10 protein-coding genes and 1 pseudogene are annotated in these 8,430 nt (G+C 73.3%); 5 read left to right on the top strand and 6 right to left on the bottom strand.

Annotation, left to right across the window (positions count from 1 at the left end):
- Nucleotides 1-215: 215 nt before the first annotated feature.
- The 3 genes from ACFYSC_RS18660 to ACFYSC_RS18650 form a co-directional block, all read right to left on the bottom strand.
- A complete protein-coding gene (locus tag ACFYSC_RS18660; RefSeq protein ID WP_389962741.1) occupies nucleotides 216-572 on the bottom strand; it encodes a DoxX family protein in 357 nt (118 codons plus the stop codon).
- A 90-nt stretch (nucleotides 573-662) separates the two neighbouring features.
- Complete coding sequence (gene sigJ, locus ACFYSC_RS18655; RefSeq protein ID WP_389962738.1) at nucleotides 663-1,586, bottom strand: RNA polymerase sigma factor SigJ; 924 nt, start codon at nucleotides 1,584-1,586, stop codon at nucleotides 663-665.
- Entirely contained in the window at nucleotides 1,579-2,202 is a 624-nt protein-coding gene (locus tag ACFYSC_RS18650; protein ID WP_389962735.1) for a TetR/AcrR family transcriptional regulator, read from the bottom strand. The genes sigJ and ACFYSC_RS18650 overlap by 8 nt, the downstream gene beginning before the upstream one ends.
- A 99-nt stretch (nucleotides 2,203-2,301) precedes the next feature.
- Here ACFYSC_RS18650 and ACFYSC_RS18645 point away from each other — a divergent pair, with 99 nt between their 5' ends.
- From ACFYSC_RS18645 to ACFYSC_RS18630, 4 genes are all read left to right on the top strand, one after another.
- Nucleotides 2,302-2,703, top strand: coding sequence for a nuclear transport factor 2 family protein (locus ACFYSC_RS18645; protein WP_389962732.1), 402 nt, complete (start codon nucleotides 2,302-2,304; stop codon nucleotides 2,701-2,703).
- 158 nt (nucleotides 2,704-2,861) lie between these two features.
- Nucleotides 2,862-3,398, top strand: a complete 537-nt coding sequence (locus ACFYSC_RS18640; RefSeq protein ID WP_389962729.1) for a tetratricopeptide repeat protein — start codon at nucleotides 2,862-2,864, stop codon at nucleotides 3,396-3,398.
- A 153-nt stretch (nucleotides 3,399-3,551) separates the two neighbouring features.
- Nucleotides 3,552-3,926, top strand: coding sequence for a YciI family protein (locus ACFYSC_RS18635; protein WP_389962726.1), 375 nt, complete (start codon nucleotides 3,552-3,554; stop codon nucleotides 3,924-3,926).
- Nucleotides 3,927-4,122: 196 nt separating this feature from the next.
- Nucleotides 4,123-5,502 carry an RNA polymerase sigma factor gene (locus ACFYSC_RS18630; protein ID WP_389962723.1) on the top strand — a complete coding sequence of 460 codons (1,380 nt, stop codon included), beginning with the start codon at nucleotides 4,123-4,125 and terminating at the stop codon, nucleotides 5,500-5,502.
- Here ACFYSC_RS18630 and ACFYSC_RS18625 read toward each other — a convergent pair.
- Nucleotides 5,446-6,255 (bottom strand): annotated as a pseudogene (locus ACFYSC_RS18625) (NAD(P)-dependent oxidoreductase); the annotation flags it as partial. The gene ACFYSC_RS18630 and the pseudogene ACFYSC_RS18625 sit on opposite strands and share 57 nt — an antisense overlap.
- Nucleotides 6,256-6,258: 3 nt before the next feature.
- On the bottom strand, nucleotides 6,259-7,197 hold the full coding sequence (locus tag ACFYSC_RS18620) for an NAD(P)-dependent oxidoreductase (RefSeq protein ID WP_389962721.1): 939 nt from the start codon (nucleotides 7,195-7,197) through the stop codon (nucleotides 6,259-6,261).
- 299 nt (nucleotides 7,198-7,496) lie between these two features.
- On the opposite strand from ACFYSC_RS18620, the gene ACFYSC_RS18615 reads away from it, so the two are divergent.
- Nucleotides 7,497-7,832 carry a helix-turn-helix domain-containing protein gene (locus tag ACFYSC_RS18615; RefSeq protein ID WP_189250613.1) on the top strand — a complete coding sequence of 112 codons (336 nt, stop codon included), beginning with the start codon at nucleotides 7,497-7,499 and terminating at the stop codon, nucleotides 7,830-7,832.
- Nucleotides 7,833-7,952: 120 nt separating this feature from the next.
- Here ACFYSC_RS18615 and ACFYSC_RS18610 read toward each other — a convergent pair whose 3' ends face one another.
- Complete coding sequence (locus tag ACFYSC_RS18610; RefSeq protein WP_389962716.1) at nucleotides 7,953-8,180, bottom strand: hypothetical protein; 228 nt, start codon at nucleotides 8,178-8,180, stop codon at nucleotides 7,953-7,955.
- Nucleotides 8,181-8,430: the final 250 nt, after the last annotated feature.

Here is an 8,430-nt window from a genome sequence, read left to right as displayed (position 1 = left end):
GCTACGACAAGCTCGCCGGCCGCTACCTCGCGGGCGTCACCATCGCTTCCCTGCTGCTCTGGCTCCGCCACGCCGAATTATCAGACACGCCTTAGCCCGGCGCTCGTACCGGCATCCCCTTAAAGGCGGCGTCGTGTCCGCCTTCGCATGGGGTGCCGCCCGGCGCCGTACGGTGACCCGGCCGTACGGCGCGGGCGACGGACGCCGGCGGGTCCTCACCCGAGGCCGTGGTAGGCCACGTTCACGACCAGCGCCGCCACTGCCACCGCGAAGAACACGGCCCAGAGGCCGAGGCGGCGGTCGCCGACCCGCAGGTGGGCGGCGAGCGCGCCGAGGAAGTACAGCACGAGCCCGGCGGCGGCGAGCGTGCCCAGCACCGGCACGGCGATCCCGGCCAGCAGCCCCAGCGAGCCCGCCGCCAGCAGCAGGCCCAGCGGAAGCACCCAGGACCGGGGGACCCGGACCCTGTCCGCCTGCGCTTTGGGATAGTCGTGGCCGATGATGTCGGCTACGGCGGTCATGCCGTTGAGGGCCGCGGCGAGGATGGTGACCGCGAGGTAGGCGGCGAACATGAGGGTCTCCTGATCCGTGGGAACGACGGTTGTCCGCTCCACGGACGAGGCGGCCCTCCGGGAGGTGACAGCGCCCCCGTGTGATGTGGGTCACGGTGCGACGCCGGTCAGCTTCTCCGGATTGCTGACCACGTGCACGGCCGCGACCATCCCGTCCCGCAGGTGCAGCGTGATCGCCAGCAACGGCGTGCGCCCCGCGTGGACGACGATCCCCGGCCCGCCGTTGACCTGGAGCACCCGGCTGTGCGAGCCGTACGGCCTGCGCCTGGAGAGGACGGCGACCGCCCGGGCCACGTGCTCGCGCGTGCGGATCACCTTGCGGGGCGCGCCGGTGAGGCCGCCGCCGTCGCTCGTCATCGTCACGTCCGGCGCCAGCACCTCCATCAGGGCGTTCAGGTCGCCGCCGTCGCAGGCGGCCAGGAACCGTTCGGTGACCCGCCGCCTGGTCGCCTGGTCGGCGTCGTAGCGGCGGCGGCCCGCCTCCACCGCCTTCCTGGCGCGGTGGGCGATCTGCCGAACCGCCACGTCGCCGCGTCCGACGAACCGCGCCGTCTCGGCGTGGCTGTAGCCGAAGACCTCGCTCAGGACGAACACCGCGCGTTCCATGGGGGACAGGGCCTCCAGCACGAGCAGCATCGCGGTCGACACCGATTCGGCGAGCACCGCGTTCTCGGCGACGTCGGGGGAGGTGATCATCGGCTCGGGCAGCCACGGCCCGACATAGGACTCCCGTCGCACGCGCGCGCTGCGCAGCCGGTCGATCGCCAGCCGGGTGGCCACCCGGACGAGGTAGCCCTCGGTGTCCGCGACGGTGGCCACGTCGACGCGGCTCCAGCGCAGCCAGGCGTCCTGCACCACGTCCTCGGCCTCGGTGACGCTGCCCAGCACCCGGTAGGCCACGGCGTGGAGCAGGCCGCGGTGCTCGGCGAACTCCCGCTCGGCGTCCCGCCCGGCTCCGGCTCTGTCTCCGGCCTCCGGGGTCCCCGGCCCGCGTACGGCGTCCGGCTCATCCATCGGCGGGGTTCCCGCCCGGCCCGACGCCGCCGCGCAGGAGCGCCGTGAGCCGCCGCGCGTGCGCCGTGTCGGTCCCGGTGAGGGCCGCCCCGCTGGCCAGGGCCAGCAGGTCGGTCACGGTGAGCTCCGGCCGTACGGCGCCGGCCTCCCGCGCCCGGTCGAGCAGCCCGGCGGCGGCGGAGCGGATCGACTCGTGCCACCGATCGAACAGCTCGGTGCGGCGGCCGACGGGACCCTCCGTGGCGGCCAGGGCGAGGGCCCGTTTCGTCGAGACGTGCGTGACGAAGTCGTCCAGCCAGGAGAACAGCGCGTCGACCGGCGACGGGTCTTCGAGCAGGCCGGTTCCCCGCCGGCACAGCGCCGCCACCTCGTCGGCGTACACGGCGACGAGCAGGTCGCCGCGGGTGGGGAAGTTGCGGTAGAGGGTGGCGTTGCCGACGCCGGCCCGCCGCGCCACCTCGTCCAGCGCGATCTCGTCCGGCGCGGTCCCGGAGCCGGACTCGGCGATGAGCTCGCGCGCGGCGGCGAGCAGCAGGGCGGCGTTGCGCGAGGCGTCCGCCCTGCGAGGCCGGTTCGCATCGGCCTTGGACGCCGATCCGCCGGTGCCGGGTGCCATCCGCCGCTCCGTCCGCTTGCCGTCCGGGGAACTCCCCGCTTATCGTAGCGCCCCTAAACGGGGAGGTCCCCGTTTTGCCTGGAGACAGCGGAGGACGCCATGACCCTGACCGTCGAGGACCGCGCGGCCATCACGGACCTGATCAACCGGCACGGCCACCTGACGGACGCCGGCGACCTCGACGGCTGGAACGAGCTGTTCCTCCCCGACGTGGTCTACGACGTCACCGATCTCGGCGGCGGGGTGCTCACCGGGCTGGAGGCGCTCCGGGAGGCCACGCTCACCCCCGGCGTGGCGCACCCCGTCGCCCACCACGTCACCAACATCGTCCTCACCGGGACGGCCGACGGCCGCGTGCGGGCCCTGTCGAAGGGCTTCGGCGTCAACGCCGACGGGACCGTGGGCAGCGTGACGTACGAGGACACGGTCGTGCGCGGCGACCGCGGCTGGCGGATCAGCCGTCGCACGGTCCGCGCCCGGCGGGTCCCCCTGACCCCCTGACGCCCGGAGCGCGCGGGATCCGGAGCGGGTGGAACCCGCCCGCCGGAGGGCGCGGCGGTGGATCGGCCCGGCCGGTGGGGCGACGGTCGTCCGCCGTGCCGCCCGCGAGACGTCCGGCGTTTTGCCGATCGGAGCGCGGTGTGCCAGCGTGAGGTGGCATGAGCGATGATCAGCAGCGGGACGCGGCGCTGGCGGAAGCCGTGAGGCTGCGGGAACAGGGCGAGGCCGGGCAGGCCAGGGAACGGCTGGTGGCGCTGGCCGAGCGGTATCCGGAGGACGTCGAGATCGCCTACCAGACGGCCTGGGTGCACGACAGGCTCGGCCTGGAGTCCGGGGCCGTCCCGTTCTACGAGCGCGCCCTGGGCGGCGCGGGGTTGTCACGGAAGGATCGACGCGGGGCTTTCCTCGGACTGGGGAGCACCTATCGGGTGCTGGGCCGGTACGGCTCCGCCGTGGAGACCCTGAGCCGCGGGCTGGAGGAGTTCCCCGAGGATCCGGCGTTGCAGACGTTCCTGTCCATGGCCCTGTACAACGTCGGCGAGGGCCGCGAGGCGGTGCGGTTGCTGCTGAGGACGCTGACGGCCACCAGCGGCGACCCCGGGGTGCGGGACTACCGGCGGGCGATCGAGTACTACGCCGACGACCTGGACGCCGTGTGGCAGCCCGACGAGAAGCCGGAAGAACCGGAGGGCTGACCCGCCGGCCTCGCCGCGGAAGACCGGCGTGGAAAAAATCTTGAAAAAGATCCGGCCGCGGTGTCGAAACGGCCTCGTCCCGTTCGAAGCGTGGTCAGAGGGCCGGAAGGAACCGAGGAGTCCGGCCTCCGGACCACACCGAAGGAGAACCCCATGCGATACCTGATCACCCTCCGCGTCACCGCCCAGCCCGCCACCCCGCCGCCCGCCGAGCTGATGGAGGCGATCATGAAGCTCGGTGAGGAGGCCACCGGGGCAGGCGCCCTGCTCGACACCGCGGGACTGGCCCCGAGCGCGGAGGGCGCGCGGGTCGAGCTCGCCGGGGGACGGCTGAGCGTCACGGACGGGCCGTTCGCCGAGGCCAAGGAACTGATCAGCTACGCCCTCTACCAGGTCAGGTCGAAGGAGGAGGCCGTCGAGTGGTCCTCCAGGTTCCTGCGGCTGCACCGTGACCTCTGGCAGGGCTGGGAGGGCGAGGCCGAGATCCGGCGCGTCATGGGCCCCGAGGACTTCGCCGCCCCGGCCTGACCCGTCCGGCCCGTCGCCCGGCCGCCCCGGTCTGACCGGCTGAGGCCCGTCGCCCGGCCGCTCGGGCCCGATCGCCGGCCGTGGCGGGGCCGCCCGATCACGCCCGTCCGGTCACGCCCGTCCGGTCACGCCTGCTCCGTCCCCGTCCGCGGTGAGGATTGCTGTGGACGGGGACGAGGTGTTTGGATCGGTGACCGTGACGAGCGAAGACCCTCGCCGGGTGATCGAGGCGGTCTGGCGGATCGAGTCGGCCCGGGTGATCGCGGGACTCGCCCGGATGACAGGCGACGTCGGCCTGGCCGAGGAACTGGCGCAGGACGCCCTGGTCGCCGCGCTGGAGCAGTGGCCACAGGCCGGCGTCCCGGAGAATCCGGGCGCGTGGCTCATGCTCACGGCCAAGCACCGGGCGATCGACCTGCTGCGCCGCAGGACCCGCTACGAGCACAAGCTCCGGGAGGTCGGCCGTGACCTGGAGGTCCGGCAGGAGGCGGCCGAGGCCGGGCTGGACGACGCCCTCGACGACCACATCGGCGACGACGTGCTGCGTCTGCTGTTCACCGCCTGCCACCCCGTGCTGCCGGTCGAGGGACGCCTGGCCCTCACCCTCCGCCTGCTCGGCGGCCTGACGACGCAGGAGATCGCCAGGGCCTTCCTGGTGCCCGAGCCGACCGTCGGCCAGCGGATCTCCCGGGCCAAGCGCACCCTCGCCGAGAAGCGGGTGCCGATCGAGCTCCCCCCGCCTGCGGAGCTGCCCGGACGGCTCGCCTCGGTCCTGGAGGTCGTGTACCTCGTCTTCAACGAGGGCTACTCGGCGACGGCCGGTGACGACTGGGCGCGCCCGTCGCTCTGTGAGGAGGCGCTACGCCTCGGCCGGGTCCTGGCGGGCCTGATGCCCGGCGAGGCCGAGGTGCACGGGCTGGTCGCCCTGATGGAGATCCAGGCGTCCCGCATCCCGGCCAGGACGGGTCCTGACGGCGAGCCGGTCCTGCTCGGCGACCAGGACCGGAACCTGTGGGACCGGCTGCTGGTCCGCCGCGGGCTGGAGGCGCTCGGGCGCGCCGAGGCGCTCGGCACCCTCGGCCCGTACGGCCTGCAGGCCGCGATCGCCGCCTGCCACGCCCGTGCGAGGTCCACCGGGGACACCGACTGGGAGCGGATGGCCGCCCTCTACCGGCTGCTCGCCCACGTCGCCCCCTCTCCCGTCGTGGAGTTGAACCGCGCGGTCGCGGTGGGCATGGCGTACGGCCCGGCCCGCGGCCTGGAGATCGTGGACGGGCTGGCGGAGGAGAAGGCGCTCCGGGGGTATCCGCAGCTGCCGGCCGTACGGGGTGATCTGCTGGCGAGGCTGGACCGTCACGACGAGGCGCGAGAGGAGTTCGAGCGCGCCGCCGCGCTGACCCGCAACGAGCGGGAACGGGCCCTCTTCCTCTCCCGGGCGGCCGCCCCGTCAGGCGGGAGAGGCGAGCACCTCGGTCAGGCGGGAGAAGGAGTCGGTTCCGTGTCCCGCGTCGACCGCCCGCCGCGCGACGGTCACGGCGGCGTCCAGCACGCCGGTGTCCAGGCCGCGGGCCCGTGACGCGTGGACGATGTGCTCCATCCCCGCCAGGGCCGACAATATCGCCGACTGGTCGCCCGGGTGGCGACCGTCGTCGGCGTGCCCGGCGAACTCGTCGATGAGGGTGGGCAGCAGCGCGCCGATGCCCTTGGCGTACGGGGCCAGTTCCCGGGCCGTGACGCCCTCGGCCGACGCCAGGGCGAAGGCGTGGACGAGGCCGCTCATGGACGTCCAGAAGAGGTCGAGCAGGCTCACGTCGTACGCCGCCGCCCGCCCGGGGTCGGCCCCGAGGTGGGAGGCGGTGCCGCCGATGGCCGCCAGCGTCGCCTCGTGCGCCCGGTAGATCTCCTCCGGTCCGCTGTACAGGACCACGGCCGCCGGTCCCCCGATGGTCGGCGTCGGGGTCATGATGGCGCCGTCGAGGTAGTCGATGCCGTGCCCGGCGGCCCACTCCGCGGTACGGCGGGCGCGTTCAGGCGTGTCGGCGGTGAGGTTGACCAGGGTCCGGCCCTTCAGGGCGGCGGACGCGGGTTCGACGACGGAGTGGACGGCGTCGTAGTCGATCACGCAGGCGACGGTGAGCGGGCTCGCCGCGGCCGCGTCGGCGGCGGTGGCGGCGAGGACGGCGCCGCGGGCGACGAGGGGCTCGGCGCGGGAGGCCGTACGGTTCCACACGGTCGTGGGATGGCCGGCCGCGAGGAAGGCCCCGGCCAGTGCCTGTCCCATCGGGCCCAGGCCGAGGACCGTCACCGGGGCGGGCTGGTCGTGGGTCATCGTCTACTCACTCTCTTTCGCGCCGGTCGCTCCGGCGGGTTCCTTCTCCGCGCCGGTCGCTCCGGCGGGGACGGTGTACAGCAGGTCCACCAGGGCGGAGACGTCACCGGCGCCGAGGCCCGCGGCGACGCCCCGGTCGAGCAGCGCTCGCATGGGCTCGACCAGTTCGGCGCTGACGCCCTGGTCGGCGCTGGCGTCCAGCAGGTTGACGTAGGCGGTCGCCTGCATGGCGAGGTTGGAGGCGGCGGCGGAGTGGTCGCCCGAGTCGATCGCCTCCGCCATCCGGGGGAGGGAGGTCATCATCGCGGTGAGCCAGGGGGTGACCAGCGGCGTGAACTCCGACGCCGGCACCTTCTCCGAGCCGGTCAGGGCCAGGGCGTGGAAGAACCCGCTGAACATCCCGTACATCGCGCTGAGCAGCGCGATGTCGTACAGCGCGGCCCGTCCGGCGTCCTCCCCGAGGTACATGGCGCGGCCCAGCGCGCCGAGCGTCCGCTCGTGGGCGTGGAAGCCCTCCGGCGAGCCGCTGTAGAAGACCAGCGACCCGGGAGTGCCGATCATGGGCGGGATCGCCATGATGCCGCCGTCCACGTAGCCGGCGCCGTGCCCGGCCGTCCACGCGGCCGTCTCCCGGGCCTGCCGGGGCGTGCCGTTGGTGAGGTTGACCACGGTACGGCCGGCCAGGGAGCCGGCCGCCCCACCGAGGACCTCGCGCACGGTGTCGTCGTTCAGCAGGCAGACGACGACGAGCGGGCTCGCGGCCGCCGCGTCGGCGGCGGTGGCGGCGAGGGCGGCGCCGCGTGCGACGAGGGGCTCGGCGCGGGAGGCCGTACGGTTCCACACGGTGACGTGGCGGCCTGCGTCCAGGAACGCCCCGGCCAGCGCCGTCCCCATGGCCCCCAGTCCGAGGACCGTCACGGGCACGTCGTCGTCCATGGTCATGGTCTTCTCCGGTTCGTCGGATACGGGCCGGGCGGTCTTTCCGGCACGGCGGCCCGCGGGCATGGCGGTCCGGCGGGCATGGCGGTTCCGCCGGACGCCTGTGGTGCGGCGCGTGACGGGACCGGCCCGGACGTCCCGGCGGGGCCCGCAGGGACGTTCCGATCCTGGGTCGTTGCTGAGCTTTCCTCAAGTACCTACTATTTAGTCAGGTACCTACCTTTTCGTAAGCACGCCGAGCCGTACGGGAGGCCGCGGCGGGTGAAGGGACCACGGGGCGGACCCGGAGTGCGGGGAGCGGGATGAAGAAGCGGACCTACTCGTGCGGGCTCGACGCCGCCGTGGACATCGTGGGCGGCAAATGGAAGGCGCTGATCCTGTGGGCGCTCCACCACGAGCCGCGACGGTTCGGTGAGCTGAAGCGGTCGGTGTCGGGGATCAGCGAGAAGATGCTCATCCAGATGCTGCGGGAGATGGAGGCGCACGGCCTGGTGCACCGCGAGGTCTACCACCAGGTCCCGCCGAAGGTCGAGTACTCCCTGACCGACTTCGGGCAGTCGCTCAACACCGCGCTCATCCCGCTCGGCGTATGGGGTGAGGAGAACATGCGGACGATCGAGGCCATCCCGCGCGACTGACGCGGGGTTCGGACGGGGCCGACCGGTCGTGGGGGCGACCGGACGGCCACCGTCCTGGATGATGCCTTGGCGGCATCGTCAAGCGAAGAGTGGCGATGGGGCGCAGACGCCGCCCTTCCCTCAGGTGTCGGTCTTCCTCCTGGCCGGTGTCCGCTGGTCGGCCTCGTCCGCGAGCTGGTCCTCGACGACGGCGCACCACCGGTGCCACTGCGCCAGGTTCAGATGCTCGTCCACGTCCCCCACTCCCGCCTCGGCCATCCTCTCGTGGTTGCTGGCCGCGGCCTCGTGCGCGTTGACCAGCGCGTGATGGCCGTGGTTGGCCAGCGCTTCGCTCACCGCCAGATTCATCGCTATCTCCCCCATGGTTCTCGGCCGGTCGGAGGTCTCGCCCCCGAATCCCTTCTCTCGAAAGTCGTGGCTCTGCGAATCGTCACTCATACGAGCTTGAGTGCCCATACAGCCTTAGATCTATCTGGGACTTCTCAATTCGTCAGAGGAACCGCGCGGTGCTCCGCATCCGGATCGGGGCCGGGCTCCGGCCCGGGCGGGCGAGGGGTCCGCGGCGGGTCTTCCCGGCGTGCCGCCGGTGGCATACCCT

Origin of the sequence: Streptosporangium sp. NPDC004379 (assembly GCF_042873875.1) — a bacterium.
In the GTDB taxonomy this organism is placed as follows: domain Bacteria; phylum Actinomycetota; class Actinomycetes; order Streptosporangiales; family Streptosporangiaceae; genus Streptosporangium.
Note: the sequence above shows the minus strand (reverse complement) of the source record. Positions and strands in the feature narration are given on the sequence as shown.